This window comes from Micromonospora sp. WMMB235, assembly GCF_001855515.1.
In the GTDB taxonomy this organism is placed as follows: Bacteria; Actinomycetota; Actinomycetes; order Mycobacteriales; family Micromonosporaceae; genus Micromonospora; species Micromonospora aurantiaca.
Map to the genome: position 1 here is coordinate 4,335,391 of NZ_MDRX01000001.1, position 25,266 is coordinate 4,360,656.

A 25,266-nucleotide genomic window follows, 5' to 3' on the forward strand; every position below is an offset into this window, starting at 1 on the left:
GTGTACTCGTGGATCTGGCGCAAACTCCCGTTCGGGCTGCCCGGCAAGCTGTTCGGCTCGCTGGTGCTGGCCACCGCCACCGTCGCGCTGCTCTGGTTCGTGGTCTTCCCGTGGGCCGAGCCGCTGCTGCCCTTCGACGACGTGCAGGTCACCCAGGACTCCGGCGTACCGGGTGACGGTGGGATCACCGAGCCGACCGGGCTGCCCGGCGAGGAGGAGCTGCCGTACAGCACCGAGACGAACAACGCCCCACCCTCCACCCCGAACAGGTGACAGCGATGCGCGTACTGGTGATCGACAACTACGACTCGTTCGTCTTCAACCTCGTGCAGTACCTCGGCCAGCTCGGCGCCGACTGCGAGGTGCGGCGCAACGACGAGATCGACGTCGCCGAGGTGGGCCGCCTCGGCGCCGCCGGTGTCCTGCTGTCACCCGGGCCGGGCAGTCCGGACCGGGCCGGCATCTGCCTGGACGTGATCCGCGAGTACGCGGGCAAGCTCCCGATCTTCGGCGTCTGCCTCGGTCACCAGGCGATCGGCGAGGCGTTCGGCGCGACTGTGGCCCGCGCGCCGGAACTGCTGCACGGCAAGACCTCGGAGGTACGCCACGACGGCGTGGGCGTGCTCGCCGGTCTGCCCGACCCGTTCACCGCCACCCGCTACCACTCGCTCGCCGTACTGCCCGAGACGCTCCCCGACGAGCTGGAGGTCACCGGCCGGACCGCCTCCGGCGTGGTGATGGCGATGCGGCACCGCACGCTGCCGATCGAGGGCGTGCAGTTCCACCCCGAGTCGGTGCTGACCGAGGGCGGTCACCTGATGCTGGCGAACTGGCTCGCCGCCTGCGGCTTCCCCGCGGCGCTGGAGCGCGCCCCGGAACTGGCCGCCGAGGTCGACGCCCGCCGTCAGGCCGCCTTCTCCCCAGCCTGACGCCCCCGCCCGCTTCTCACCCGGCGCGGTCCCGCCCGCCCTTTCTCGGTCGATCATGAAGGTGGCGGGGATAAATCGGACGCCTTGCGCCGCCAACTTCATGATCGTCGCGAGAATGGGCGCGGCGGCGGCCCCGGGGGTCGGGGACGCCGCCGCGTCGTGCTCAGGTCTTGCTCAGCGGTCGGTACGCGTCGGGGCCACCGGCGGGAACGGGAAGCCACTGCCGCCGCCGTTGCCGCCACCGTTGCCCGGCGTGCTCGGGGACGTGCTGGGCGAGCCGCTCGGCGTTGGGCTGGTCGGCTCCTCTTCGCGCGGCACGTCGACCTCGATGGTCACCGTCTCGCCCTTGGCCAGCTTCCTATTGGGCGACGGGGACTGACCGCTGACCTTGCCCACCTGGGCCGGTTCGACCTCTTCGCCGTCGACCACCTTGACCCGGTAGCCGGCGTTCTCAAGCTGCTTCCTCGCCTGGTCCTCGGTGAAGCCGCGGACGTCCGGCACCTCGGCGACGTTGCCCTTGGAGACCTCGAGCGTCACCTTGGTGTTCGGGGCCACCGTGCTGCCCTCGTCGGGCGACACGTTGACCACCTGTTCCTTCGGGGCGCTGTCGGTAACGTCCTTGCGGACCACGGTGAGCCCCAGGCCTTCCAGGGTCGCCTTCACGCTGGTGAAGGTGCCACCCTTGAGGGCCTGCGGGATGGTGACGTCGTCCGGACCGGCGCAGATCTGGACCGTGACCGCGCTGTTCTTCTCCACCCGCTGGCCGAACGGCGGGTTCTGCTCGACCACGGTGCCCTTCTTGCACTCGGCGTTCTTGACCGGGTCCCCGGGGGCGAAACGCAGCCCGGCCTGGCTGAGCGCGGCCTGCGCGTCGGCCTGCGTGCGGTCCACCAACTGCGGCACCGACACCTTCTCGTTGCCGGCCTGGTTGAGCCAGAGCGCCGTGCCGAGCGCGATCACCGCGAGCACGCCGAGGGTGGCGAACGCGGCGATGACCCAGGACGAGCTCTTGCGCTTGCCCGGGTCGCCGACCCGCGCCACCGGCTGCTGGCGGGTCTGCGGGCCCATCATCTGGGTCTGCTGCGCCTGGTGGTAGCCGCCCGCGGCGGCGCCCATCGGCATGGTCTCCTCGGCCGGCATCACCGGGGTGGCGAGCACCGGCCGGCCGGCGGCGGCGCGGAGCAGGTCCGCCCGCATCTCGCCGGCGCTCTGGTAGCGGTTGAGCGGGTTCTTCGACAGCGCCTTGAGCACGATGGCGTCGACAGCGGGGTTGACGTCCGGGTTGATCGTGCTCGGCGTCGGCGGCTGCTCCCGCACGTGCTGGTACGCGACGCTGACCGGGCTGTCCCCGACGAACGGCGGGTGGCCGCAGAGCAGCTCGAACAGCACGCAGCCGGCCGCGTAGACGTCGGAGCGGGCGTCGACCGCCTCGCCGCGCGCCTGCTCGGGGGAGAGGTATTGTGCGGTGCCGATGACCGCGCTGGTCTGCGTCATCGTGGTGGCGCCGCTGGCGAGCGCCCGGGCGATGCCGAAGTCCATCACCTTGACCTGGCCGGTCTGGGTGAGCATCACGTTTCCGGGCTTGATGTCCCGGTGGATGATCCCGTGCCGGTGGCTGAACTCCAGCGCGGCGCACATGTCGGCGCAGATCTCCAGCGCCCGGCGCGGCTGGAGCCGCCCCTCGACGCCGAGGACCTCCTTGAGGGTCCGGCCGTTGACGAACTCCATCACGATGAACGGCAGGGTCTCGCCCGTGGGGGCGGTCTCCTCACCGGTGTCGTAGACGGCGACGATGGCCGGGTGGTTGAGCGACGCGGCGTTCTGCGCCTCACGGCGGAACCGCATCTGGAAGGTGGCATCCCGGGCCAGATCGGCACGGAGCATCTTGATCGCGACATCCCGCCCGAGCCGGAGGTCACGGCCGCGGTGCACCTCGGCCATGCCGCCGTAGCCCAGCAGCTCGCCGACCTGGTACCTGCCACCGAGCAGGCGGGCCTGCGCTGTCATCGCGTCTCTCGTCCTTCGCTCGTCGTCGTACCGCCGCCGGCCGGCAGGAGGCGTACCTCACGACGGTACGACGTGCGGACCGGATAGTCGCCTCCGTACGGCTGCACCGCGCCGGAGGTCACGCTCACACTCGCCGAAGCGGATGCGGTAGCACCGTATTTCCGGTACAGGAACGAAATCACGCCCGAGCAGAGGATGACCAGTACGGCCACCACGATCGCCGTCGTCCACAGCCCGGACCGGGAGCGTCGGGGCGGAGCGGCGGCGGGCGGTCGCGCGTACCCCAGGGGGTTGTGCTGGGGCACGGGGCGTGGCTGCGGGACGGGGGCCGCGCCGCGCGGCGCCACCGGCGGACGGGGCTGCGGGGCGGGGTGCGCGATCACGGCCGGGCGCGGCGCGGCGACCGGCGGGCGGGCCGGTGACACGGGCGGCCGGGGCTGCGGGCGCGGGGCGGCGGCCGGCGGCTGCGGACGCGGAGCGGCGGTGGGCACCTGCGCCCGCGCGACGGGCGCGGCAGGCGAGGCGGGTACGCCGGAGATCGGGTGCCCGGAGCGGGCCGCCTGGGAGAGTGCGAGCTTGGCCTGCCGGGCGATGCTCGCCAGCGCGGCGGCGCTCGGCCAGCGCGCGGCCGGATCCTTCGCCATGGCCCGCTCGACGATCGCCCGGACCTGGGGCGGGATGTCGGCCGGAAGCGCCCGCGGAGTGTCCCGTACGTGCTTCATGGCGATTTCGAGGGGGTTGTCCCCCTCGAACGGGCGGCGGCCGGCCAGGCACTGGTACGCGACCACGCCCAGCGCGTAGACGTCCGAGGCGGGGGTGGCGACAGCGCCGGTGGCCTGCTCCGGCGAGATGTACGAGGCGGTGCCGAGCACCGAGCCGGCGGCGGTGAGCTGGCCGACCAGGTCCGAGCGGGCGATGCCGAAGTCGGTGAGCACGAGCGTGCCGTTCGGCCGGACCAGCAGGTTGCCGGGCTTCACGTCGCGGTGCACGATGCCCTTCTCGTGCGCCGCGTGCAACGCGTCGGCGGCCTGCGCCAGCAGTGCCATCGTGCGGGCCGGGGTCAGCCGGCCGACGCGGCTGAGCGTGGCGGAGAGCGCGTCGCCCTCGACGTACTCCATCACCAGGAAGGCGATGTGCTGGTCGCTGCCGAAGTCGTAGACGTCGACCACGCCGGGGTGGTTGATGGTGGCCATGGTCCGGGCCTCGCCGCGGAACCGCTCGGCGAAGCCCGGTTCGTCCAGCAGTGCCGGGAGCAGGCTCTTCACCGCGACGGTACGGCCCAGCACCTGGTCGGTGCCGCGCCACACGTCGCCCATGCCACCGCTGGCGATCCGCTCGTCGAGGCGGTAGCGGTTGCCGAGCTTCACTCCCGGACCGAGCACGTCAGCGCCTCCCGGAGTCGGCGATCGCCGCCGCCATGATCCGGCCGGCGATGCGGGCCGCCTCGGCGCTGCCGCCGCTGCCCGCCTGCTCCAGCTCGACGCAGACCGCGGAGAGCGGCGTGCCGTCCTTGTCCAGGGCGAAGCCGATGAACCAGCCGTGGTCCGGGGTGTTCGGGCCGGACTGGGCGGTACCGGTCTTGCCGCCGACCAGGAAGCCGTCGATGGCGGCCCGGCGGCCGGTGCCCTCCTTCACCACGTTCTGCATCATGTCGCGCAGGTCGGCGGCGACCTGGCCGCTGATCGGGCGGCGCAGCTCGCGCGGCTGGGCGGCGTCGTAGACGGTGGTGCGGTCCGGCCCGAGCAGCTGCTTGACCAGGTACGGACGCATCTGCTTGCCGTCCTTGTTGGCCACCGCGGCGGCGATCATCGCGCCCTGCAACGGGGTCATCCGCACGTTGTTCTGGCCGATCGACGACTGCGCCAGAGCGGCCTGGTCGGTGCTGCCGTCCGGGTTCTGCATGTCGCCGGTGCGGCTGGCCGCCACCGGCAGGCCGCCCTCACCGAGCTGGCCGACGGTGAGGTCCTCCTGCTCGAAGCCGAACTGCTTGGCCTTCTCCTTGACCTTGTCCGAACCGAGGCGTACGCCGAGCTGGGCGAAGCCGGTGTTGCAGGACTCGGTCACCGCCTCCCGCAGCGTCACCTGCGACTCGGGGCAGATCGACGGCGCGGCGTTGCGGATCGGCTGGCCGGCGCCGGGCGCGGTGTAGCTGGAACCGGCCGGGATGCGGGTCTGCTGCCCGACGCCGTTCTCCAGCGCAGCCGCCGCCATGATGATCTTGAAGGTGGAGCCCGGCGGCAGCGTCTCGGACAGCGCCCGGTTCGCCAGCGGCCGGTCCTTGTCCTTCTCCAGCGTGTTGTACGCCCGGTCCGCCTCGGTGCTGTTGTGACTCGCCAGCGGGTTCGGGTCGAAGCTCGGCATGGACACCAGCGCCTGCACCGCGCCGGTACGCGGGTCGATCGCGATGGCCGCGCCCTTGGTCGCGCCGACCTGGTTGTCGTTGAGCTGCTTGTACGCCGTCTCCTGGGCCCGCTTGGAGAGCGTCAGCAGCACGTTCCCGCCACCGGTCTCGTCACCGGTGAACATGTCCTTGATCCGGCTGGCGATGAGCGCGTCGCTGGTGCCGGCGAGGAAGTCGTTCTCCACCCGCTCGATGCCGCTCGCGCTGCCGTTGACCGGCTTCCAGCCGAGCACGTGCGCGTACATCGCCCCGCCCGGGTAGGTGCGCTGGTACTTCAGCTCACCACCGGTCTCCTTGCTGACCGCGTACGCGGTGCCGCCCACCTCGATGTTCCCGCGCTTGCGGTCGTACTCGGCGACCTGGACCCGGCCGTTGTAGTCGCTGTTGCGGTACTCGTCGGCCTTGTAGGCCTGGATCCAGTTCAGGTTCGCGAACAGGAGCCCGAACAGGACCATCACGACCACGCCGACGCGGCGCAGAGGGGCATTCACGGCCGGATCACCTCCGTCGGGGCGCCGTGCAACTGCTCGGGTGGGCCGCCTGCCGGCCGGGCGGCCGGGCCACCGCCGCCGGTCACCGGGCGGCGGGCGCCGTCCGAGACCCGCAGCAGCAGGGCGATCAGCAGCCAGTTCGCCATCAGCGAGGAGCCACCGGCGGACAGGAACGGGGTGGTCTGACCGGTCAGCGGGATGAGCTTGCTGATGCCGCCGACGATGACGAAGACCTGGAGGCCCAGCGTGAACGCCAGACCACCGGCGAGCAGCTTGCCGAACGAGTCCCGTACCGCCAGCGCGGCACGCAGGCCACGCTCGACGATCAGCAGGTAGATCACCAGCAGCGCGGAGAGACCGAACAGGCCGATCTCCTCACCGATGCCGGCGAAGATGAAGTCGGTCTGCACCTCGGGCAGCAGCGCCGGCTGGCCGCCGCCCGGCCCGGCCCCGAACAGGCCGCCGGTGCCGAGCGTGAGCAGACCCTGCACCAGCTGGTAGCCCCTGTCGTACGGCTCGGCGAACGGGTCCAGCCAGATCTGCGCCCGGTCGTAGAAGTTCGCGAACGGGCCGCCCACGGTGCTGCCCAGCACGTACGCCAGGTAGGCGCCGCCGAAGAACAGGATCAGGCCGATGAGCAGCCAGCTGACCCGCTCGGTGGCGATGTAGAGCGTCACCACGAACATGCCGAAGTAGAGCAGCGAGGTGCCGAGGTCCTTCTCGAAGATCAGGACCAGGAGGCTGACCAGCCAGACCACGAGCACCGGGCCGAGGTCTCGCCCGCGCGGGAAGTCGATGCCCAGCACCCGCCGGCTGGCGAGCGAGAGCACCTCGCGCTTGCGCACCAGGTAGTAGGCGAAGAACGTGAGCAGGGCCAGCTTGGCGAACTCACCCGGCTGGATGGAGAATCCGCCGAACTTGATCCACAGCTTCGCGCCGTTGATCTCGGAGAACCGGCTGGGCAGCACCGCCGGGATCATCACCAGCACGATGCCGGCCAGGCCCAGCGTGTACGCGTACCGGGACAGCGAACGGTGGTCGCGCAGGATCGCCAGCAGAGCGGCGGCGAGCACCACCGCGGCGAGCGTCCAGGCGAGCTGCCGGCCGCCGGTGCCGGCGAAGACGGCCAGGTCCTCCCGCTCGGCGGGCGTGGCCTTGGCCAGGTCGTAGCGGCGCAGGAAGCCGACCCCGATGCCGTTGAGCAGTGCCACCGCCGGCAGCAGCGCCGGATCGGCGTACGGCGCCAGCCAGCGGATCACCAGGTGCAGACCGAGGAAGACCAGCCCCAGCGCGGCGGCCGGAATCCAGAAGTCGGGCGTGATCGTGTCCAGCGCCTTCGCCTCGATCATCGCCGCGTACGCCGCGACGAGCACCATGGCGAGCAGGAGCAGGGACAGCTCGGCGTTGCGCCGGGACCGGGCCAGGCGTACGCCGGACTCCTCGCCCGTCGAAGCGGGCGAGGCGGCCGGTACGGCGGCTGCGGTCACGGATACGTCCTCGGGATCGAGCCGGCACTCACTCCGGCGACCGGCAACCCGCCGGGTCGGCCGGCGGAACGGTGTCGGAGGGTACGGCGTCGGGCGTGATGGTCGTCAGCGGCGTCGACGCGCCGGGGCTCGGTGAGCCGGCCGGCGGAACGGACGGTGCGGGACTGCCGCTGACCTGCGGGTTCAGCCCGCCCGCTGCCGGGCTCGGACTGGTCGCACCGGGCGACGGGTCGGGCGGGCAGAGCGGCTTGAGGTTCGGGTTCGCCGGATCCTCACTCGTCAGCTCCGCCAGCCGGCGCTCCGCGTCCGGCTCGTTGCGGGCCTGGATGCCCTGCTTCACCCGCTCCTGGGCGGCGAGGGTGAGGTCGTCGAGCCGGGCCTCGCTGCGCGCGTGCACGTTCGACAGGTCCAGTCCGGCGACCTGGCCGGGCACCCCGCGGAAGACCGCGAGCTGGCCGTCGTCGGTGGCGCCGACGTAGAACTGCCGCTGGGTGTACGTCCACCCGCCGAACGCGCCACCGCCGACGATCACCGCGAGCGCCAGCACCATCGCGACGGTGCGCAGCGGCCGGCGGCGACGCCGTTCCGGCTCGTCGTCGCGGTTGTCCGCCGGCTCCTCCGGCGCGGGTGGCCGGGGGGCGGACAGCGCCGAGGCGCGGGCCGCCGGGGTGGAGTCGTCGGCCGAGGTCGCCATGCCCCGGTCGCGGGCGGCGGCGCCGCCGACGATCGGGGACGCCTCGACGATGTCCTGGTCGGTGGCGTCGGCGATGATCACCGTGATGTTGTCCGGGCCGCCGCCGCGCAGCGCGAGCTGCACCAGGCGTTCCACGCACCGCTGCGGGTCGGGGTACTCCCGCATGGTGTCCGCGATGGTCTCCGCGCTGACCACGCCGGAGAGCCCGTCGGAGCAGATCAGGTAGCGGTCGCCGGGCAGCACCTGGCGGACGCTGTACTCCGGGTCGATGTCGCGGCCGTCGAGCGCCCGGGTGAGCAGCGAGCGCTGGGGGTGACTGCTCGCCTCCTCCGCGCTGATCCGGCCCTCGTCGACGAGCATCTGGACGTACGTGTCGTCCTTGGTGATCTGCGCGAACTCGCCGTTGCGCAGGAGATAGGCCCGGGAGTCACCGATGTGGACCATGCCGAGCTTGCTGCCGGAGAAGAGGGTCGCGGTGAGCGTCGTGCCCATCCCCTCCAGCTGCGGGTTGGCGTCCACGGTGTCGCGGAGCTGCTGGTTGGCGGTGCCCACGGCGGAGCGGAGCGCGTCGACCAGGGCGTCACCGGGGACGTCCTCGTCGAGGGGCGCCATGGCACCGATGACGATGTTGCTGGCGACGTCACCGGCGGCCATGCCGCCCATGCCGTCGGCCACGGCGAGCAGCCGCGGTCCGGCGTAGACGGAATCTTGATTACCGTCTCGGATCAGACCGCGGTCGCTGTGGGCCGCGTAGCGCAGGGTCAGAGTCATGGCCGTAATTCGAGGGAAGTGCGGCCGATCCGGATCGGCACGCCGAGGGGGACGGGGGTTGGTCCGGTGACCTTAGCGCGATCGAGATAGGTGCCGTTAGTCGATCCGAGGTCCTCGACGTACCACTGCCCGTCGCGGGGCACCAGCCGGGCGTGTCGCGCCGAGGCGTAGTCGTCGGTGATCACCAGGGTCGAGTCCTCCGCGCGGCCGATGGTGATCTGGGCCTCCCCGAGCGTGATCCGGGTGCCGGCGAGCTGACCGGCGGTGACCACCAGCTGGTGGGCGGCCCGGCCGCGCTTGGCCTTCGCCGGCTTCCCCGGCTGCCCGGTCGACGCGCCGATCCCCCGCGGCGCGGCCACGAGCCGGCCCGACCGGGCACCGGCGAAGAGGTCCCGGCGGATCACGCCGACCACCGTGAACACGAAGATCCACAGCAGGATCAGGAACCCGAACCGGGCGACGGTGATGACGAGTTCCGGCAACGCGGATCAGCCGTCCACGCGGAAGGTCAGCGTCGTGGTGCCGAGCTGGATCATGTCGCCGGGGTTGAGGGCGACCGCCGAGACCCGCTGGCCGTTGACCATCGTGCCGTTGGTGGAGCCCAGGTCGGTCAGCACCACCTGGCCGCCGTCGAAGTCCAGCCGGGCGTGGCGCCGGGAGATGCCGACGTCGGGCAGGCGCAGGTTGGCCTGGTCGCCGCGGCCGATCACGGTCGAGCCCATCTGGAGGGGGTAGGTGCGGCCGTCGCCCGAGACCAGGCGGACGTTGCGGCCGCCGCCGTGACCGGGCGGAGGGCCGTAGCCGCCACCCTGGTCGTACGCCGGGTACGCCGGGCCGGCGTCGTAGCCGCCGGGCGCGGAGACCGGGGCGACGTCCCCGCCGGTGTAGACCTCGGCGGTGACCCGGAACATGCCGGTGTCCAGGCCCTCACCGCGTTCGACCTCGACGATCACGTCGCCGTAGACCGTCCACGCCTGCTCGCCGATGAACTCCGCCTGCGACTGGGCCAGCTCCTGGGCCAGCGCGGCAGCGTACGGCGCCAGCCGACTGTGGTCGTAGGGCGAGAGATCGATCACGTAGCGGTTGGGCACAAGGGTGCGCCCACCGGCCAGGATCGCCTTGTGCGCCTCGGCCTCCCGCTGCATGGCGTTGAGGATCTCCACGGGGTGGACCACCCCTTTGAAGACCTTGGCGAAGGCCCCCTCGACCAGGCCTTCCAGACGCTTCTCGAAGCGTTGCAGCACGCTCACCGGCTCCTCCTCGGGTCCCGAGGCAATGATGGTATCCGGACACCGCCTCCGCAGCTCACACGCCGCTCGGCCGGCTGCCGTCGGCCCGTTCGTGACCAGGCCCGCGAGCGTGCTAAAGTTTCGCCCGCCACGAGCGGTGATCGTTCGTGGCGTGACCAGTGGACAGCGTAATATGTCCCGGCACCCGCCGCAGATGGCGGGCGCGGGATGCGATATGGTGTTCCAGGTCGTGCCACGGGGATGTGGCGGAATGGCAGACGCGCACGGTTCAGGTCCGTGTGTCCGAAAGGACGTGGGGGTTCAACTCCCCCCATCCCCACCAGGACAAGGGCTCCGCACACAGCGGGGCCCTTGCTTCGTATCGGGGCGTTCCGGACGTCACGCTATGCTCCGATGGTTTCCCTGCCTCCCATGGACCAGGAGTGGCGTGTGACTGTCGCGTTGGTGACCGGTTCCGGCGGTCTGATCGGCTCCGAGGCGGCCCGGCACTTCGCCGGACTCGGTCTCGACGTGGTCGGCATCGACAACGACATGCGGCGGTACTTCTTCGGCGAGGACGGCTCGACCGCCTGGAGCCTCGACCGGCTCGCCGCCGACCTCGGCTCCGCGTACACCCACCACGCCGTCGACATCCGCGACCGCGACGGGCTGGAGCAGGTCTTCAAGCGGTACGGCAAGGACATCGCCGTGGTGATCCACAGCGCCGCCCAGCCGAGCCACGACTGGGCCGCCAAGGAGCCGTTCACCGACTTCGACGTGAACGCCGGCGGCACGCTCAACGTGCTGGAGAACACCCGGCGGCACGCCGTCGACGCGCCGTTCATCCACTGCTCCACCAACAAGGTGTACGGCGACCGGCCGAACTCGCTCCCGCTGATCGAGCTGGAGACCCGGTACGAGCTGCCCGAGGACCACCGCTGGTACGACGGCATCACCGAGGACATGTCGATCGACGAGTCGCTGCACTCGATCTTCGGCGCCTCGAAGGTCGCCTCCGACGTGATGGTCCAGGAGTACGGCCGCTACTTCGACATGAGGACCGCCTGCTTCCGGGGCGGCACGCTGACCGGCCCGGCGCACTCCGCCGCCGAGCTGCACGGCTTCCTGGCGTACCTGATGCGCTGCGTGATGGAGGGCCGGACCTACAACCTCTTCGGCTACAAGGGGAAGATGGTCCGGGACGCCATCCACTCGCACGACGTCCTCACCGCGTTCGAGGCGTTCTTCCGGGAGCCGCGCTCGGCCCAGGTCTACAACCTCGGCGGCGGCCGGCACTCCAACACCTCGCACATCGAGGCGTTCCGGGTCGCCCAGGAGATCACCGGCCGCGAGGCCCGGATCAACTACGTCGAGCAGGCCCGCACCGGCGACCACCAGTGGTACGTCAGCAGCATGGCCCGCTTCGAGGAGCACTACCCGTCCTGGAAGATCACGTACGACGTGCCGATGATCCTCCGCGAGATCTACGAGGCGAACGCCGACAAGTGGGTGCCGAAGGCATGACCGCCGGGACCAAGCGCAACGTGCTCGGCGTCGGGGTCGACGCCACCGACTACGCCCGGGCCACCGAGGCCGTGGTGGCGGCCGCGCACGAACGCCGCCCGCTGGCGCTCACCGCGCTCGCCGTGCACGGCGTGATGACCGGCGTGCTCGACCCGGCGCACAACGCCCGGCTCAACTCGTTCGACGTGGTCACCCCGGACGGGCAGCCGGTGCGCTGGGCGCTCAACCTGCTGCACGGCGCCGGGCTCACCGACCGCGTCTACGGGCCGGAGCTGACCCTGCGGGTGCTCGCCCGGTTCGCCGAGGAAGGGCTGCCCGTCTACCTCTACGGCTCCACCGAGGAGACGCTGTCCCGGCTGGTCCCGGCGCTGGAGCGCAAGTTCCCCGCGCTGAAGGTCGCCGGGGTCGAGCCGTCCAAGTTCCGCGCCGTCGCGCCGGGCGAGGACGCCGAGATCGCCGACCGGATCCGGGCCAGCGGCGCCCGCCTCGTCCTGGTCGGGCTGGGCTGCCCGCGCCAGGAGGTCTTCGCGTACGCGATGCGCCCGCTGCTGGACATGCCGCTGATGGCAGTCGGCGCGGCCTTCGACTACCACGCCGGCCTGCTGCGCAACCCGCCACCGTGGATGCAGCGCGCCGGGCTGGAGTGGTTCTGGCGGCTCGGCCTGGAGCCCAAGCGCCTGTGGCGCAGGTACGTCATCCTCAACCCGGCCTACCTGGCCCGGCTCGCGGCCCAGAAGACCGGCCTGTGGAAGGCCAACCCGCCGGCGCCGGCCACCGGGCGACCGGCCACGTTCGACGTCTGAGCCGTACCCCTACGGGCACGGGTACGGGACGAACCGGGGTGCCGTCCCGGATTCGGCGGACGTCGAAACGGGCAAGGCTAAGGGCCATGGATGACCGTCTCGCCCTGCTGCTTCCCGTCGCCGCCGTCTGGCTCGCCGCCGGACTGGTCGCGGAGGGCCTGCCCGGGCTGGACCGCGCCCGCGCGCTGCGCCGGCGTACCGGATGGTTGTCCGTCCTGGTGCTGACCGGCCTCGCGCTCACCGCGGCGGTCCTCGCCGCGGGCCTGCAGAGCGCCGGTGACACCACTGTGGACCGGGCCGCCGCCGCACTCGGCGTCGCCGCGGTGCCGGCGGCCGTCGTGGCGGTCTGCACGGTACGGCGGGTCCGGCGGCTGCGGTCCGGCGCGGGCGCGTTCGCGGCGGCGCCGGAGACACCCGCCCCGCACGGGCTGCGCGCGGCGGCAGCGCACCCGCTGATCGCGCTGCCGCTCCAGGCGACGGCGATCGCGGTGCTGGTGGCGGTGCTGCCGGCGATCGGCGTCGACCTGTTCACCGCGCCGGGCGTCGCCGGACCGGTGATCACCGTCGGGGTGCTCGGCGTGTGCGCGATCGGAGTACGCCACGCGCTCCGGCACAACCGGCTCGCCGAGCGGGCGATGCCGGCCGCCGAGGCGGTGTCAGCGCGACCGGCTCGCGCCCTGCACGTATAGCAGTTCCAGGATCGCCCGGGTCGCCTCGAACCAGCGGTCCAGCCAGCCGGGCGGGGGCACGCTGCCCTTCGGGGGCAGCTCCATCAGCAGGCCGCGCAGCAGCGGGTGGTCCACCAGGGACTCCTGCTGCTCGACCGGCCAGCCGCTCGGCGGGAAGGACGGCTCGGTCAGCGGGTTGGGGTCCAGCGACGGCAGGGACAGCGGCGCCGTGGCCTGCTCGGGGACGCCACTCTCGCGGGCGTCCTCGCCGTCACCGGAGACCACCTCGGTGAGGACGGTGTCCCGGCGGGCACCCCGGTACTTGCCACCGAACCGCTCGGGCTTGCCCGGGCCGCTGGTGAGGTTCTCTGAACCGATCGTCGTCATCCGTCTCGCCTGCCTTGTTCGGTTGCCGATCCGTGCGGTTCAACGAGGCGGATCGGAACTGGCGACGGGTGCCCGCCGCCGCACGGGCACGCGGACGCGAATGGTCCCGCCCGGCGGCGCTGCCGGGCGGGACCACATCTCGGTGCCGGTCAGCTCCGGCCGAACACGCCGTTCCGGGCGCGGGCGACGAAGGCGTGCCAGTCGCCCGGTGCGAAGACCAGAGCCGGGCCGGTCTTGTCCTTCGAGTCCCGCACCCCGACCGCCCCGGTCACGTACGCGACCTCGACGCAGTTGTCGCAGTTCGGCCCGCTCTTCGAGCTCTTGAACCACGTCGCCTGCGTCAGGTCCACGGGGAACTCCTTGGTCGCCATTTCCACAGTGGCTCCTCTGCCAGTTTCGCGATGTGTGCGATGGACTCCTCCGGGCGCATGGCCGCTGCTCGAATGTGATCGAAGATGAAGCTGTACTTCTGCAGTTCGTCACTCTTCTCCAGGAAGAGCCCACCCGTGGCGTTCTCCGCGTACACGACATCGGGATCACTCGGCTCGGGGAAGCTGAGGATCGTGAAGGTCCCGTCCATGCCGGCGTGCGCTCCCACCTCGAAGGGCAGGACCTGCACTGTCACGTTCGGCAGTTCGGCCACCTCCACCAACCGCTTGAGCTGGCCACGCATCACCACGTCGCCGCCAACCGGCCGGCTCAGCACCGCCTCATCGAGCACCACCCACAGATCGACCGGATCGTCCTGCGTCAACAACGACTGACGGCCCAGACGGACACGCACCCGTTGGTCGACCTGTTCGTCGGTGAAGTCCGGCCGGGCCGCCCGGATCATCGCACCGGCGTACTCCTCGGTCTCCAGCAGACCCGGCACCACCTGCTGCTCGTACGCGCGGATGGAGCTGGCCGCCGCCTCCAGGCCGACGTACGCGCCGACGAGCACCGTGCTGTACGGATGCCACCAGCCCTTCTGCCGGGCCTCCCGGGCGATCTGCACCAGCTCGTCGCTCTCCGCGCCGACCACCCCGTAGATGCGGAGCATGTCGCGTACGTCGCGCGGGGTCGCCGTGGTGTGGCCGGTCTCGATCCGGGAGATCTTGGAGGCCGAGCACTCCAGCTGCTCGGCGACGACTTCGATGGTGATGCCCGCCGCCTCCCGCTGTCGGCGGAGTTCCGCCCCCAGCCGGCGCCGCCGGATGGTCGGGCTGCGCCGTTCGCTCACGGAGTCACCTCGGTGCCGTCCATCGGCTTGCGGGACCACGCTTCACAGTCACCCGGCTACCTCCGGTCGGTCGCGCCCCGGTTCGGCTCCCACCGCGGGCGCGACCGGCGGGCGGCGGGTGTGCGTTCGCGGCAGGGGTGGTGCCGGTCGTCGACCGGCCGCGACGGGCGAAACCGGCGTCCAGTGTGCCGCTCCGATACCTGACGCTTCAAGTTTCGCCGTTTGCGTGTCCGACTCACCTATCAGCAAAACTCCACGTGCAACTTGCATGTCGCACGTCCCTGATGCAGTCTGTCCGTATGGCACGGGTTACTCACCGTCTTCGCTTGATCTCCGGGCGTGGTGGCACCACGGTCCGTGGGACGGCCGGAGGGGAGCCGTCCCGCGCCCTGCGACCTGCCCCGGAATGAAGACCCCGTCGCTGTACGCCAGCTTGGCTGCGGCGGCGGGAGCGGTAACCGGGAGCAGCCGGGTGATGGTCGGGTGGCGGTCCGCCACCGCGGGTACGGCCCGACCAGCACCGACCCACCGACCGCCGGTCCACGAGGCAGACCCCCCGTCACCGGACCGCACCTGACCCCCCGTTCAGCCTCGCCGGTCCCGCCGGCCGACTTCCCAGGAGCCCATGTGCTTCCCCGCTCCGGTGACGTACTGCACGTGACTCGCGCGGCGAGTGTCCAGTTCCTCCGACCGATCATGTTCCGGGTGATCCGGGTGCTCGACTGGCCGACCTACGACGGTTGGCTCTGGCTCGACGGCTACGAGTTGAACGCGGCGGGGGACGCGGTCAACCGGAGGTCGATCTTCGTACTCCAGGAGGGGTTGCGGCAGCTCCAAGCCGCGCCGGCTCCGCGTCAGCACACCGTGCGGACGGCTCGCCGCCCGGCGGTCCGGACCCCGGTCCGGGTCGGCTGACCTCACGATTCCCGGTCGGGAGGGCGTGCCGTCGCCATAGAATCGGTACGCCCACCCCGGCACGTTCCACCCCGCGCGCCATGGACCCTGAACCTGGGATGGTCATGGTCAACTTGCCCGCCGCGCGGCGGCACCACCGGTCCCGTATCGGCTATGCCCTCGGGCTCTTCCTCTTCCTCGTCACCGCGACCGCGCTCGCGCTCGCGGTACGTCATCCCGCCTTCTCCGCCACCCAGCAGCTCGCCGAGCCCGTACCGGCCCCGGAGATCACCGTTGCCGGTGAGAACGGCCGGACGGAGTCCGGCACGGCCGACTCCGATGCCGCCGAGTCCGATGCCGCCCACTCCGACGGGTCGGACGACGAGGACGGCTGGGCCGCCACCGACCCGGCGGAGGACGAGGACGAACCGGCCGCGGGCGCCGGTGGCGGCGAGGGCGCGCTCGCCGAACGGCCGACCGGCGCCACCGACGACCTCAGCCGGTCGCTGTTCTACTCCGGGCTGCTCGGGCTCGCCATCTCGCTGGCCGGGCTGGGCCTGGTCGGCACCCGCAGACGCCAGTGGTGATCGTCAGGGCGTCGTGGTCGTCGCCGGGGCGGAGCCCGGAGTGCTCGGCCCGCTCGTCGGCGGCGCGGGTACGGCCACCACGATCGTGACCCGGTCGTCCTCGCCCACCGGGTAACCGGCCTCGGGATCGGTGGAGATCACCGTGCCGGCCGGGCGGTCCGACGCCCGCCGTTGCACCCGGTAGTCCAGGTCCAGCCGGTCGAGCGCCGCCCGGGCAGCCGCCTCCGGCAGCCCCACCAGCGGCGGCATCGGCACCTCCACCGGGGCGGTCGTGGCCGGCGTACTCGGCGGTGAACTGCTCGGCGCGGCACTGGTCGGCGCGGCGGTCGTCGGGGCGGCGCTCGTCTGTGCCGAGACGCTCGGCACCGGCGGGCCCGGATCGGAGTTCCGGTCGGCGGCACGCAGCGCCAGCCACACCCCCGCCCCGATCAACCCGAGCAGGAGCAGCGCCAGGATGCCGAGCAGGATCGGCATCCACCAGCGGCGCCCGGCCTGCTCGTCGCCGTACCACTCGCTGCCGGGCTCGGGATAGCCCGCCGGACGTGGTGGCGGCACCCCGGCCCGGCCGGACCAGGCGCCCACCGGTTCCTGCGGGGTGGTCGCGTCGAGGGGACGGCGCGGCCCGCCCTGTCCTGCCGGTCCGCCGGGCAACGGACGGGTGGCGTCGCCCGCGTTCCGCGGCATGGCGCGGGTCGCCTCCACGTCCTCCTCGGCGGCGTTCCTCGGCATCGCACGGGTGGCGTCGGCGTCGTGCCCGGCCGCGTCGCGCGGCATCGCGCCGGTCGCGTCGGCGTCGTGCCCGGACGCGTCGCGCGGCATCGCACGGGTCGCGTCGGCATCCGGGGGCATCGCGCGGGTCGCGTCCGCGTCACCGGCGGGTGGTTCCTGACGGTCGTAGCTCATGGCACGTCCTTTCCCCACCGGGACGGGGCGCACGGCCCTCGATCGTCCACCGTAGCGGTCCCCGGCGACACCGGCTGGGATCAGCGCGCCGCGCTCGTCACGGAGTCGGCGGCGGGGAGACCGTCGGCGGCGTGGACGCCTTGTCGCCGCAGGTGAGCGTCACCTGGTCGTTCCATCGGGCGGTACCGCCGGCCACCGGCTCCTGTGCCGTGACCGGGCCCTGGCGCCCGGTGGCGTACCGGGGATAGAGCCCTGCCTCCACCAGGTCGTCGGCCGCGTCGGAGCAGGACAGCGTGCCCACGTCGGGCACGCTCACGGCCGGCGCCGGCCCGGAGACCCACACGGTGACGGTGGTGCCGCGCTTCACCGGGGTGCCGGGAGCCGGTGAGGTGCGCTCCACGGTGCGTCCGGTGCCCGTACCGAAGACCAGTCGCCAGCCGAGGCGGCGCTCGCGCAGGTCCCGGCGGGCCTGCTCGAAGTCGGCGCCCACCACCTCGGGCACGGTGAGCCCGGCCGGGGCGCTGGTGCGCGTACCGGATGGTTGGGCGGCGGTGGCCGGCGGCGCCGTGGTCGCGGAGGCCGATGTGGACGCGGCGGCGGGCGGTGCGGAGTCGCCGGGCGCGGCCGAGCGCTCCGGCTCACCGGCAAGGATCCACCCGACGCTGGCGCCGATCACGGCCAGCAGGGCCACTGCCACACCACCGCCGAGGAGCAGCCTGCCTCGCCCCGGTCCGCTGCCGTCGCCTGCCGGTTGCCGCTCGTCCGTCATGCTCCCCGCCCCGATCATCGACAACCGTATCCGTTGCTCACTGACGGTCACGGCCCGTCGTTACGACTCGCCGCGCCGACCACGGGACGTTACGCTCCCCGGCATGGTCAGACGGGGCTGGGGAGGATCGACAGCCGCCGCGCTCGGCGTCGCCGCCGGCGCGGGTGCCGCGCAGCTCGGTTTCGGGTACGGGCTGGGCATCATCAACTGGGTGCCGGACGGCGCGGTACGGGCCGAGGCGGCCTGGGTGGCGAGCCTCGCCTGGGCGACCTGGATCGCGGCGACATCGGTCATCGTCGGTGCGGTCTGCGCCCAGCGCCTGCGTGGTGGCGACGACGAGTCGCCGGGCACGCTGCCCCGGCTCGGCCTGGCGCTCGCCGCGGGTGTCGGCGCGATCGTCACCGTCCTGCTGGTGGCGGTACCCGCGCGGGCGGCCCGAGTGCCGGACGTCTCCTCGCCGCAGGCGGTCGCCGCCGCGTACGCGGGCGCGGGGCTGGTTCTCGGCGTGCTGCTCGCCGTCTGGGCGCTGCACACCCGCGCCGCCGCCACCAACCTGATCGCCACCACCGGCTGGCTCTGGCTGCTCGCCGTGGTGTCGGTGGTCGACGGGGTGATCGCCGGCCGTGGCCTGACCACCGCCCAGCTCGGCATCTGGCAGATCAGCGCGGACCGTGGCGCGTTCTGGATCCGCGACTACTTCTACTGGCCCGGTGCGCTGCTGTCGGTGCTCTCCGCCCTGGTGATCGGCCTGGTGGCGGCCCGCCGAGCCGCCCGCGCACCGGAGATCCGGGTCGGCGCGGCGGCCTCCGGGGCGGCCGGACCGCTGCTCGTCGCGCTGGCGTACCTGCTTGCCGTGCCGCGCCTGGCCGGGATCGCGGCGGAACAGTTGTCGGCCCACCTGATCGCCCCGTACGCGGTGATCGCCGGCGTCGGCGGCTCGATGGTGATGGCCGCGCTGGCTCAGCGCGCCGAGCGCCGGAGCGCCGAGCGGGTGACAGTGCCCCGCCAGCGCACCGGCGAGCCGGACCCCGTCGACGGGGAGCCCGCGATCGGCGAGGACACGGCCGAGCCGGACGGAGGATCGACGTCGGGACGGTCCGCGTCGGATCTCTCCGGGCGGACGACTCTGCCGGACACGGAGCCGAACCTGAACCTGTCGGCCGGTTCGCTCCGGGATGCGGCAGTGGACGCCGGGCCCGGCGTGACGTCCGGCCGGACGGAGACGGATCGGGGACGTGCCACCCGGTCCACCACCGGCCGTCGAGGTCGGGCCGTGCCACCGCAGCGGCAACCCGAGTCACCCACGCAGGCCGGCTCGCACGACAAGGGTTCAACCGCCGACGAGCCGAACCCGCGAAGCACGACGGCCTCGCCGCAGGGCGACTCCTCGTCCCCGACCGCCTCGCCGGGCCAGACCGGTTCGTCAGGCCAGGCCGGTTCGTCAGGCCAGGCCGATCCGCCGCCGCCCACCGAGACCACCCGCCGCCGGGGTCGCTGAGCCCCACCCGCCCAGCCCGCGCGTCACCTCGGCCGCTGAGCCACCGCCCACTCGCGTCGATCTTGGAGTTGTGGCACCTCACAAAACTCCCATTCGGAAGATTCGAGGCGCCATAACTCCAAGATCGACGAGGCGCGGGCCAGCGCCCGCGCGTTCGCGGCCGGCCGGGCCGCAGGCGAGCCAGGGCGAGGGCCGCAGCGGGAGTCAGTCGACGGGCCAGGTGTGGACGGGTTCGTTGCCGCGCTGGAGCTCGGCGTACCGCTGGACCATGTGGTGCAGCGCGGCCTCCCGGTCCAGGCCCCGGCTCCGCTCGGCCGCCCACACCGTCTCGGTCTGCCAGACCGCACCGTTGCGGCCGGTACGGCAGCGGCCCTCGATCACGCCGAGCAGGCGGTCCCGCTCGGCCGGGGCGACACCGAACCGGTCCAGCCCCTGCGCGGCCACCGGCAGCAGCGTGTCGAGTACGAGCGTGGTGACCGGCACGTCCCCGAGCCGGGGCCAGTGCAGGACCGCCTCGATGCCGCGCCGGGCGGCGGCGTGGAAGTTCTCCTCCGCCGAGCTGAACGTCAACTGGCTCCAGATCGGACGGTCCGACTCGGCGAGGCCGCGGGCCAGCCCGAAGTAGAACGCCGCGTTGGCGAGCATGTCCACCACTGTCGGGCCGGCGGGCAGCACCCGGTTCTCCACCCGCAGGTGCGGGCGGTCGTTCATGATGTCGTAGACCGGCCGGTTCCAGCGGTAGACGGTGCCGTTGTGCAGCCGCAGCTCACCGAGCGTGGGCACGCCACCGGCGTGCAGCACCTCGACCGGGTCCTCCTCCTCGCAGATGGGCAGCAGCGGCGGGAAGTAGCGGACGTTCTCCTCGAACAGGTCGAAGATCGAGGTGATCCAGCGTTCGCCGAACCACACCCGGGGCCGTACGCCCTGGGCCTTCAGCTCGTCCGGGCGGGTGTCGGTGGCCTGCTGGAACAGCGCGATCCGGGTCTCCGCCCAGAGCTGCCGGCCGTAGAGGAACGGCGAGTTGGCACCGACGGCGACCTGCACGCCTGCGATGGCCTGGGAGGCGTTCCAGTAGTCGGCGAAGCTGTCCGGCGCGACCTGGAGGTGGAACTGGAGGCTGGTGCAGGCGGCCTCCGGCGCGATCGAGTCGGTGTGCGTACGCAGCCGCTCGACGCCGTTGATGTCCAGCTCGATGTCCTCGCCGCGGGCGCCGACGATCTGGTCGTTGAGGACGCGGTACCGCTCGTTGGTGGAGAGGTTGTCGGCGACCAGGTGGCGTTCGGTGAGCGTGGGCAGGATGCCGACCATCATGATCGTCGCGTCGGACTTGGCGGCCCGCTCGTCGGCGCGGCTGAGACTGCTGCGCAGGTCCTGCTCGTAGTCGGCGAAGCCGCTGCCCTCGATCAGCCGGGGCGAGGCGTTCAGTTCGAGGTTGAACTGCCCCAGCTCGGTCTGGAACAGCGGGTCGGCGATGTCGGCGAGGATCTGGTCGTTGCGCATGGCCGGTTCGGCGGCCGCGTCGATCAGGTTCAGCTCGATCTCCAGCCCGGTCATCGGGCGGTCGGCGTCGAAGCCGAAGTCGTCGAGCATCAGCGCGAACACGTCCAGGCACCGTCGGACCTTCTGCCGGTAGCGGACCCGATCCTCGCGGGAGAAGGCGCCCTGCTCGACGTCTCTGCCCATGTGTCCTCCCGGCGCCGGTGCGACGGAACCGTACCGTTCCGCAACGCATTGTGAACCATTCACGTGGTGGGCGTAAGTGCGCCCGCCCCGCCACCCGGCTGGACGGGCGACAGGTCTGCACCTGTACCCCGTCACCGCCGTCACCAGCGCGTCAGTGCGGAGAACTTCACGTGACGATTCGCACCGCCGGGGCGTACGCGAGAAGGGCCCGCACCGTCGGGGACGGTGCGGGCCCTGCGGGCCTGTGCCGGGCTCAGCCCTGGCGGATGGCCTCACCCTCGATCTCGATCTTGACCTTGCGGCCGACCAGGACGCCACCGGTCTCCAGCGCCACGTTCCAGGTCAGACCGAAGTCCTCCCGGTCGATCTCGGTGGAGGCGGAGAAGCCGAAGATGTCCTGCCCGAACGGGCTGCGGCCGACGCCCTCGAACTCCACCTCGAGCTCGACCTGACGGGTCACGCCCTTGATGGTCAGCTCGCCGACGAGCACGAACTCGTTGCCCTCGCGGGACTTCACCTCGGTGCTGCGGAACTCCAGCGTCGGGAACTGCTCCGCGTCGAGGAACTCCGGGCTGCGCAGGTGCGCGTCGCGGTCCGCCTGGGCGGTGTTGATGCTGGCCGCCTGGATGCTGGCGGTGACCGAGGACTGCATCGGGTCGTCGGTGACGGTGATGGTGGCGGTGGCGTCCGCGAACTCACCGCGTACCTTGCTGACCATCATGTGCCGCGCGACGAAGCCGACACGCTTGTGCGCGGCGTCCAGCACGTAGGTGCCGGGGGTGGGGATGGTGAGACCCTCCCAGTCGCGGGTAGTCGCCTCGGTGCTGCTGGTCATGATGCTCTCCTCCGGAGAAGAATGTTTAGGAGCCCAACGACTGACTGAGCAACTATAGTTGAGACAATATTCCCCGTGTCAAGTGTTGCTAGGATGGTGGCGTGGACCAGAACGTGTTCGACGACCCCCGGATCACCGCCGTCGGCCTGCTCGTCGAGGCGCACGCCGGGCTCGCCGCCCGGTTCGCCGCCCAGTTCGAGGAGCACGGCCTCTCCCCGGTCGAGTTCGAGGTGCTGACCCGGCTCGCCCGCTCACCCAACAACCAGCTGCGGATGACCGACCTGGCCGCGCAGACCTCGCTCTCCACCAGCGGCGTGACCCGCGTGGTCGACCGGATGGAGCGGGACGGGCTGATCTGCCGGCGTGCCTGCCCGTCCGATCGGCGCAGTTCCTTCGCGGTGGTGACCACCGCCGGGCTCAGCCGGCTGGACGACGTCCTTCCCGGCCATCTGCGGATCATCGAGCAGTGGTTCACCAGCCAGCTCGACCCGGCGCAGCTCGACGGGCTGCTGGACGGGCTGCGCCGGGTACGCGACGCGGTCCATCCGGGCGCCACCGCCGGCAGCACCGAGCCGGTCGAGGACGCCGCCTGACGGTCCGCGACCTGCCGGGCACTACCTGCCGGTCACCGGCAGAATGACCGGCAGAACCGCCCGAACGGCCGGACAAAGCGGTCCACATATTCGCGAATCGGTCGTCCGACCTCGGTAGTCTTCCGGCAGCGGGGGGCACCGGGGGGTGCTGGCGCGAGCGTGGAGCGAGGGGCAGTACCAGGGGGCTACTTCGCTCGCGCCACCCCCGCGCCCTCCGCCCCTCCCGTGCCGCCCGACGCGCAGTGCGGCCACCGCGACCCACCGGGGTGACGACAAGACGCTCATCGCCCCCGTCGGGCCGTCAGGGAGAACAGCAACTCCTCCTCCTGCGGCAGCAGGCTGACGCCGGTGACCTGTCGCGCCGCGTCCAGCCGATCCAGCACGGCCGGATCAGCGGTGCTGACCGCCAGCCCCACCAGCGCCTCGACCAGATCCCGCCGGTCGGCGACACCCTCGGCCGCGTCGGCAGCCGCGGCGAACCACTCCGCCGCCAGCTCCCGGTCTCCCCGGTGCAGCGCCACGTGCCCCTCGATCAACCCGCGCAGCGCGTCCTCGGTGCGCGCGTCCCCACCCGGGCCCGGCGGATCGAGCATCTCCACGGCCGGTGGACGGCGCCGACCCGGCACCACTCCCGACGGCCACAGCTCGGCGATCGTGGCCAGCGCCTCGTCGGTGCGCCCGGCGTGGGCGAGCGCCAGCCCGACCGCGCCGACCGTCCGGCGCCGCCGCCCGGGATCACCCAGCTCCGCGAGCGCGGCCGCCACCCGGCGGCCCTGCTCGACCGCCTCGGCGTATCGGCCCTCCAGGCGGGTCAGCTCGGCCTGATCGGCACGCGCCAGCACACGCAGGCGCTGGTCACCGCACTGTGCCGCCAGGCGGTCGACAGTCGCCAGCCGCCGCCGGGCACCGGCCAGCCGACCTTCGCGTACGTCGTGCCAGGTCAGGTGCGCCTGGGCGACGGCCATCTCGCGTACCCGGTGGTGCCGGGTGGCCGAGGCCAGTGCGGCCTCGGCCTGCTCGCGGGCCTCGTCGTGCGCGCCGAGCCCGAGCAGCAGCGCGCAGAGCACGGACCGGGCGGACAGTTCGCCGGTCACGTCGCCCGCCTCGGCGAAGACGACCAGGGCGGCCCGGGCCGCCGGGAGTTCCTCCGCGCCCGCGCCGTGCTCGGCGGCGAGCCGGGCCGCGCCGAGCATGGCCCAGGCCCGCAGCGTGGGCCGGGCACCAGCGGTACGCGGATCGGCGAGCAGCCGCCGCAGCCGGCCCCGGCCGGACACGTCCCGCCCGCGCAGCCGCCACCATCGGGGCAGTGAGGCGGCGAGCAGGAGCGCGGTCTCCGGCGCGTACTCGGCGGCGTACGCCAGCGCGGCGGTGATGTCGCTCGTCGCCTCGTCGAGCACGTGCACCGCGCCGGACATCTGTGCGCCCACCAGCCCCGGCGCGGTGCGGTGGACCAGACCGGCGATCACCGCGGCGTGCCGCATCCGGATCCGGGCGGTCTCGCCCTCCAGGTCGGCCTGTTCCGCGGCGAAGTCACGGACCGCGTCCAGCAGACGGAACCGGAACGGGCCGGTGCCCCTGACACTCAGCAGGCCCAGCTCGCGCAGCCGGTCCAGCATCGGCGCGGCGTCCCACCGCCGGCCGCCGTCGGCGAGCAGATCCTCGGCCAGCTCGACCGACCAGCGGTTACGGAACGCGGACAGCCGCCGCAGCGCCGCCCGGTCGGCGTTGGCGAGCAGGTGATAGCTGGTCGCCACGGCGTCGCGCAGCGTCACAGTGCCGGCGGACGGGTCGGCGGGCTCCCAGCCGGGGCGTACGCCGGTCAGGTCCAGGACGCGGTCGCCGTAGCGGTCGAGCAGCTCGGTGACGTCGAGGATGCGTCCCCGTGCCGCCATCAGCTCGATGGCGAGCGGCAGTCCGCCGAGCCGGCGCACGAGCGCGGCGAGCGCCGGCAACTCGGCCGGGGTCGGTGGTTCCCGGCGGGCCTGGGCGAAGCGGGCGGCGAACAGCGCCGCCGCCGGCCAGCGGTCCAGGCCGGCCCGGTCGGCGGGTTCGGTGCCGGCCGGCGGTACGTCGAGCGGCGCGACCGGCCGGACCATCTCGCCGGCCAGGCCGACCGGGCGGCGGCCGGTCACCAGCACCCGCAGCGTCGGCACGGCGGCGGTCAGGACGCGGAGCGCCTCGGCCACCGGCTCCGGCGCCCGGTCGACGGCGTCGACGAGCAGCAGCGCCCGCCGATCGCCGATCCGGCAGGACAGGTCGGCCAGCCGGTTCACGCCGAACATCGACGCCGACGCGGCGAGTACGTCGGCGGCGTCCGAGCCCTCGCCCACGAGCACCCCGGCCACGCCCGCCGGGTGGCGGGCCGCCACCGCGTGCGCGACGGTGACGGCCAGCGCCGTCTTGCCCACCCCGGCGAGCCCCACGAGGCTCACCACCGGGTACGCGTCGAGCAGCCCGGACACCTCCGCCACGTCCCGTTCCCGGCCGAGCAGCGGTACGGGCTGGGGCAGCGCCACCGGCGGATCGTCGGCGGCGGCACCGGCTGCGGGGAGGCGGGATGCCGCGGGCCGGGCGGTGTCGACGAACTCGCGCCGCTCGTCACCGCTCAGGCCGAGCGCGTCGGCCAGCAGGTCGACTGTGGTGCGCTGGGGGCGGGTGGCCCGCCCCCGTTCCAGATCGCGGACCGTCCGTACGCCCACGCCGGCCCGGCCCGCCAGCTCGGCCTGGGTCAGGCCGACGGCGAGCCGGTGCCCGCGCAGCAGGTCGGCCAGACCGGTACGACCGCCTGGGCCCCGCGCACGGTCATGATCCGGAGTCATGGGCACGAAGATTACGGATGGACTCCGACGCTCCACAGCCCATCGTCAACCACCCGACCGTCCACTGCCGAT

24 protein-coding genes and 1 tRNA gene are annotated in these 25,266 nt (G+C 72.7%); 10 read left to right on the forward strand and 15 right to left on the reverse strand.

Annotated elements, in window-relative coordinates:
- On the forward strand, positions 1-273 hold the full coding sequence (locus tag BFV98_RS18995; protein ID WP_013473364.1) for a hypothetical protein: 273 nt from the start codon (positions 1-3) through the stop codon (positions 271-273).
- Positions 274-278: 5 nt separating this feature from the next.
- A complete protein-coding gene (locus tag BFV98_RS19000) occupies positions 279-929 on the forward strand; it encodes an aminodeoxychorismate/anthranilate synthase component II (RefSeq protein ID WP_071097280.1) in 651 nt (216 codons plus the stop codon).
- Positions 930-1,103: 174 nt separating this feature from the next.
- On the opposite strand, the gene pknB is transcribed toward BFV98_RS19000, so the two are convergent.
- From pknB to BFV98_RS19035, 7 genes are read right to left on the reverse strand one after another with little or no spacing between them, the layout of a single operon-like run.
- The gene (gene pknB, locus BFV98_RS19005; RefSeq protein WP_071097282.1) at positions 1,104-2,936 is read right to left on the reverse strand and encodes a Stk1 family PASTA domain-containing Ser/Thr kinase; all 1,833 of its coding nucleotides are present in this window, start codon (positions 2,934-2,936) and stop codon (positions 1,104-1,106) included.
- A complete protein-coding gene (locus BFV98_RS19010) occupies positions 2,933-4,318 on the reverse strand; it encodes a serine/threonine-protein kinase (RefSeq protein WP_013283309.1) in 1,386 nt (461 codons plus the stop codon). Before BFV98_RS19010 ends, pknB begins: the two co-directional genes overlap by 4 nt.
- Before the next feature lies 1 nt (position 4,319).
- A complete protein-coding gene (locus tag BFV98_RS19015; RefSeq protein WP_013283308.1) occupies positions 4,320-5,828 on the reverse strand; it encodes a penicillin-binding protein 2 in 1,509 nt (502 codons plus the stop codon).
- Positions 5,825-7,315, reverse strand: coding sequence for an FtsW/RodA/SpoVE family cell cycle protein (locus tag BFV98_RS19020; RefSeq protein ID WP_013283307.1), 1,491 nt, complete (start codon positions 7,313-7,315; stop codon positions 5,825-5,827). Before BFV98_RS19020 ends, BFV98_RS19015 begins: the two co-directional genes overlap by 4 nt.
- A 28-nt stretch (positions 7,316-7,343) precedes the next feature.
- Entirely contained in the window at positions 7,344-8,780 is a 1,437-nt protein-coding gene (locus tag BFV98_RS19025) for a protein phosphatase 2C domain-containing protein (protein ID WP_030269644.1), read from the reverse strand.
- Positions 8,777-9,262, reverse strand: coding sequence for an FHA domain-containing protein (locus BFV98_RS19030; protein WP_013283305.1), 486 nt, complete (start codon positions 9,260-9,262; stop codon positions 8,777-8,779). The genes BFV98_RS19025 and BFV98_RS19030 overlap by 4 nt, the downstream gene beginning before the upstream one ends.
- 6 nt (positions 9,263-9,268) lie before the next feature.
- The gene (locus BFV98_RS19035) at positions 9,269-10,057 is read right to left on the reverse strand and encodes a DUF3662 and FHA domain-containing protein (RefSeq protein ID WP_026267912.1); all 789 of its coding nucleotides are present in this window, start codon (positions 10,055-10,057) and stop codon (positions 9,269-9,271) included.
- Positions 10,058-10,266: 209 nt separating this feature from the next.
- Between BFV98_RS19035 and BFV98_RS19040 the strand changes: the two genes are divergently transcribed.
- The 4 genes from BFV98_RS19040 (at position 10,267) to BFV98_RS19055 (ending at position 13,025) form a co-directional block, all read left to right on the forward strand.
- A tRNA-Leu gene (locus tag BFV98_RS19040) sits at positions 10,267-10,352 on the forward strand.
- Between the two features lie 71 nt (positions 10,353-10,423).
- Positions 10,424-11,533: an NAD-dependent epimerase/dehydratase family protein gene (locus BFV98_RS19045; RefSeq protein ID WP_030269640.1), complete on the forward strand. Its 1,110-nt coding sequence runs from the start codon at positions 10,424-10,426 to the stop codon at positions 11,531-11,533.
- Positions 11,530-12,336 carry a WecB/TagA/CpsF family glycosyltransferase gene (locus BFV98_RS19050; RefSeq protein WP_071098936.1) on the forward strand — a complete coding sequence of 269 codons (807 nt, stop codon included), beginning with the start codon at positions 11,530-11,532 and terminating at the stop codon, positions 12,334-12,336. Before BFV98_RS19045 ends, BFV98_RS19050 begins: the two co-directional genes overlap by 4 nt.
- Positions 12,337-12,422: 86 nt before the next feature.
- Complete coding sequence (locus tag BFV98_RS19055; protein WP_013473359.1) at positions 12,423-13,025, forward strand: hypothetical protein; 603 nt, start codon at positions 12,423-12,425, stop codon at positions 13,023-13,025.
- On the opposite strand, the gene BFV98_RS19060 is transcribed toward BFV98_RS19055, so the two are convergent.
- The 3 genes from BFV98_RS19060 to BFV98_RS19070 form a co-directional block, all read right to left on the reverse strand.
- Positions 12,993-13,391: a hypothetical protein gene (locus tag BFV98_RS19060; protein WP_013283300.1), complete on the reverse strand. Its 399-nt coding sequence runs from the start codon at positions 13,389-13,391 to the stop codon at positions 12,993-12,995. The genes BFV98_RS19055 and BFV98_RS19060 overlap by 33 nt on opposite strands.
- 149 nt (positions 13,392-13,540) lie before the next feature.
- Positions 13,541-13,762, reverse strand: coding sequence for a DUF397 domain-containing protein (locus tag BFV98_RS19065; protein WP_013283299.1), 222 nt, complete (start codon positions 13,760-13,762; stop codon positions 13,541-13,543).
- The gene (locus tag BFV98_RS19070; protein ID WP_013283298.1) at positions 13,732-14,613 is read right to left on the reverse strand and encodes a helix-turn-helix transcriptional regulator; all 882 of its coding nucleotides are present in this window, start codon (positions 14,611-14,613) and stop codon (positions 13,732-13,734) included. The genes BFV98_RS19065 and BFV98_RS19070 overlap by 31 nt, the downstream gene beginning before the upstream one ends.
- 627 nt (positions 14,614-15,240) lie before the next feature.
- Between BFV98_RS19070 and BFV98_RS19075 the strand changes: the two genes are divergently transcribed.
- Together BFV98_RS19075 and BFV98_RS19080 are read left to right on the forward strand one after the other, a co-directional pair.
- On the forward strand, positions 15,241-15,528 hold the full coding sequence (locus tag BFV98_RS19075) for a hypothetical protein (RefSeq protein WP_013283297.1): 288 nt from the start codon (positions 15,241-15,243) through the stop codon (positions 15,526-15,528).
- A 98-nt stretch (positions 15,529-15,626) separates the two neighbouring features.
- Positions 15,627-16,094, forward strand: coding sequence for a hypothetical protein (locus BFV98_RS19080; protein WP_030269636.1), 468 nt, complete (start codon positions 15,627-15,629; stop codon positions 16,092-16,094).
- A 3-nt stretch (positions 16,095-16,097) separates the two neighbouring features.
- On the opposite strand, the gene BFV98_RS19085 is transcribed toward BFV98_RS19080, so the two are convergent.
- Both BFV98_RS19085 and BFV98_RS19090 read right to left on the reverse strand, forming a co-directional pair.
- Positions 16,098-16,997, reverse strand: a complete 900-nt coding sequence (locus tag BFV98_RS19085) for a PASTA domain-containing protein (RefSeq protein WP_083395298.1) — start codon at positions 16,995-16,997, stop codon at positions 16,098-16,100.
- Between the two features lie 97 nt (positions 16,998-17,094).
- Entirely contained in the window at positions 17,095-17,766 is a 672-nt protein-coding gene (locus BFV98_RS19090; RefSeq protein ID WP_232236631.1) for a PASTA domain-containing protein, read from the reverse strand.
- A gap of 103 nt (positions 17,767-17,869) precedes the next feature.
- Between BFV98_RS19090 and BFV98_RS19095 the strand changes: the two genes are divergently transcribed.
- Positions 17,870-19,264 (forward strand): hypothetical protein, encoded by a 1,395-nt coding sequence (locus BFV98_RS19095; protein ID WP_071097284.1) that lies wholly within the window; start codon positions 17,870-17,872, stop codon positions 19,262-19,264.
- Positions 19,265-19,468: 204 nt separating this feature from the next.
- On the opposite strand, the gene BFV98_RS19100 is transcribed toward BFV98_RS19095, so the two are convergent.
- Together BFV98_RS19100 and BFV98_RS19105 are read right to left on the reverse strand one after the other, a co-directional pair.
- Positions 19,469-20,947 carry a hypothetical protein gene (locus BFV98_RS19100; RefSeq protein WP_013283292.1) on the reverse strand — a complete coding sequence of 493 codons (1,479 nt, stop codon included), beginning with the start codon at positions 20,945-20,947 and terminating at the stop codon, positions 19,469-19,471.
- Positions 20,948-21,200: 253 nt separating this feature from the next.
- On the reverse strand, positions 21,201-21,782 hold the full coding sequence (locus BFV98_RS19105; protein ID WP_013283291.1) for a YceI family protein: 582 nt from the start codon (positions 21,780-21,782) through the stop codon (positions 21,201-21,203).
- Positions 21,783-21,883: 101 nt separating this feature from the next.
- On the opposite strand from BFV98_RS19105, the gene BFV98_RS19110 reads away from it, so the two are divergent.
- Positions 21,884-22,375, forward strand: a complete 492-nt coding sequence (locus tag BFV98_RS19110; protein WP_013283290.1) for a MarR family winged helix-turn-helix transcriptional regulator — start codon at positions 21,884-21,886, stop codon at positions 22,373-22,375.
- A gap of 281 nt (positions 22,376-22,656) precedes the next feature.
- Here the strand turns inward: BFV98_RS19110 and BFV98_RS19115 are convergent, their stop codons facing one another.
- A complete protein-coding gene (locus BFV98_RS19115) occupies positions 22,657-25,194 on the reverse strand; it encodes a helix-turn-helix domain-containing protein (protein WP_030269626.1) in 2,538 nt (845 codons plus the stop codon).
- Between the last annotated feature and the right edge of the window lie 72 nt (positions 25,195-25,266).

Coding starts and splice junctions, on each gene's coding strand:
- BFV98_RS19050 (WP_071098936.1), top strand. CDS start 11,530: ATGACCGCCGGGACCAAGCGCAACGTGCTCGGCGTCGGGGTCGACGCC.
- BFV98_RS19055 (WP_013473359.1), top strand. CDS start 12,423: ATGGATGACCGTCTCGCCCTGCTGCTTCCCGTCGCCGCCGTCTGGCTC.
- BFV98_RS19080 (WP_030269636.1), top strand. CDS start 15,627: ATGGTCATGGTCAACTTGCCCGCCGCGCGGCGGCACCACCGGTCCCGT.
- BFV98_RS19065 (WP_013283299.1), bottom strand. CDS start 13,762: ATGGCGACCAAGGAGTTCCCCGTGGACCTGACGCAGGCGACGTGGTTC.
- BFV98_RS19115 (WP_030269626.1), bottom strand. CDS start 25,194: ATGACTCCGGATCATGACCGTGCGCGGGGCCCAGGCGGTCGTACCGGT.
- BFV98_RS19105 (WP_013283291.1), bottom strand. CDS start 21,782: ATGACCAGCAGCACCGAGGCGACTACCCGCGACTGGGAGGGTCTCACC.
- BFV98_RS19100 (WP_013283292.1), bottom strand. CDS start 20,947: ATGGGCAGAGACGTCGAGCAGGGCGCCTTCTCCCGCGAGGATCGGGTC.
- BFV98_RS19000 (WP_071097280.1), top strand. CDS start 279: ATGCGCGTACTGGTGATCGACAACTACGACTCGTTCGTCTTCAACCTC.
- BFV98_RS19060 (WP_013283300.1), bottom strand. CDS start 13,391: ATGACGACGATCGGTTCAGAGAACCTCACCAGCGGCCCGGGCAAGCCC.
- BFV98_RS19045 (WP_030269640.1), top strand. CDS start 10,424: ATGGTTTCCCTGCCTCCCATGGACCAGGAGTGGCGTGTGACTGTCGCG.
- BFV98_RS19025 (WP_030269644.1), bottom strand. CDS start 8,780: ATGACTCTGACCCTGCGCTACGCGGCCCACAGCGACCGCGGTCTGATC.
- BFV98_RS19085 (WP_083395298.1), bottom strand. CDS start 16,997: ATGAGCTACGACCGTCAGGAACCACCCGCCGGTGACGCGGACGCGACC.
- BFV98_RS19090 (WP_232236631.1), bottom strand. CDS start 17,766: ATGACGGACGAGCGGCAACCGGCAGGCGACGGCAGCGGACCGGGGCGA.
- BFV98_RS19095 (WP_071097284.1), top strand. CDS start 17,870: ATGGTCAGACGGGGCTGGGGAGGATCGACAGCCGCCGCGCTCGGCGTC.
- pknB (WP_071097282.1), bottom strand. CDS start 2,936: ATGACAGCGCAGGCCCGCCTGCTCGGTGGCAGGTACCAGGTCGGCGAG.